Source organism: Mycobacterium sp. (assembly GCF_008709575.1).
Lineage (GTDB): Bacteria > Actinomycetota > Actinomycetes > Mycobacteriales > Mycobacteriaceae > Mycobacterium.
In genome coordinates this window covers 1-818 of the sequence record NZ_VYIK01000252.1, presented here as the reverse complement: position 1 = coordinate 818, position 818 = coordinate 1, and the positions used below count along the sequence as shown (strand labels likewise).

1 protein-coding gene is annotated in these 818 nt (G+C 64.8%); it reads right to left on the bottom strand.

Annotated elements, in window-relative coordinates; all coding sequences use genetic code 11:
- Positions 1-245: 245 nt before the first annotated feature.
- Complete coding sequence (locus F6Q13_RS18245) at positions 246-458, bottom strand: (4Fe-4S)-binding protein (RefSeq protein WP_293059546.1); 213 nt, start codon at positions 456-458, stop codon at positions 246-248.
- Positions 459-818: the final 360 nt, after the last annotated feature.

Sequence of the window (818 nt, the reverse complement as noted above, 5' to 3'; positions counted from 1 at the left end):
AACGCACCGCGCGGCTGATCGCCGAGTTCGAGGCCGCCCCGCGCCCTTAGCCGCGGCTGGACGGTATGGGATCCTTGGGTCGGGCGTGTGTCGACTTCCGCGCATCCCGTCGTTTCGGCTGCGCAACAAACACCGCAACGGCGGCCAGCAATGCCGGCGCTACTCGCGATCGTTCAACGCTGTCTTGGCAACGCGATGAGTGGTCTCGTCGTCCGGCGACGACGAGACCCGAGTGCGCCTGCCCGTCAGTCGAGCGTGCGGTACTGCAGCGCGCCCGATGGACACCGTCCGATCTGGGCCGCCACCTCATCGGCGGACGCGCCGTCAGGATTGATCCACGGGTCCTTGGTGATGTCGAAGACCCCGGGCAGACCCCTGACACACTCACCCGCATGGATGCATACCTCGTCGTCGTAGGTGACTTCGATCTTGCTTCCGCGGTATGTGTTCATTGCCATGGTGCAGATCTTTTCATGTGGCCAGCCGCTCTCCGGCCGGCCCCGACTGCCTCGTCACCGTCGAGGGCGGCCGCCAGGATCCCGGCCATCCGGCGTCGGTCATCTGCTCGGCCTCGGCGTACCAGTCCTTCTTGTCCGCGCCTCCTTCTTGTCCACGCCGTCGGCGAACAGCTCGGACCAGCCGAACGGTCGGCGTAGCTGGCGGCGACGCTTTCGGCGAAGGCTCCGACCAAATTCATTGGGATGTCTCACGTGATTCTCAGCGAATGCGCGATGGACACGCCGCATGGGCTCTGCTACAACAACGTTAACTGCACTGTGCTGCAGCGTCTGTCTTCAGGCACGTAGGGCGGACATCCT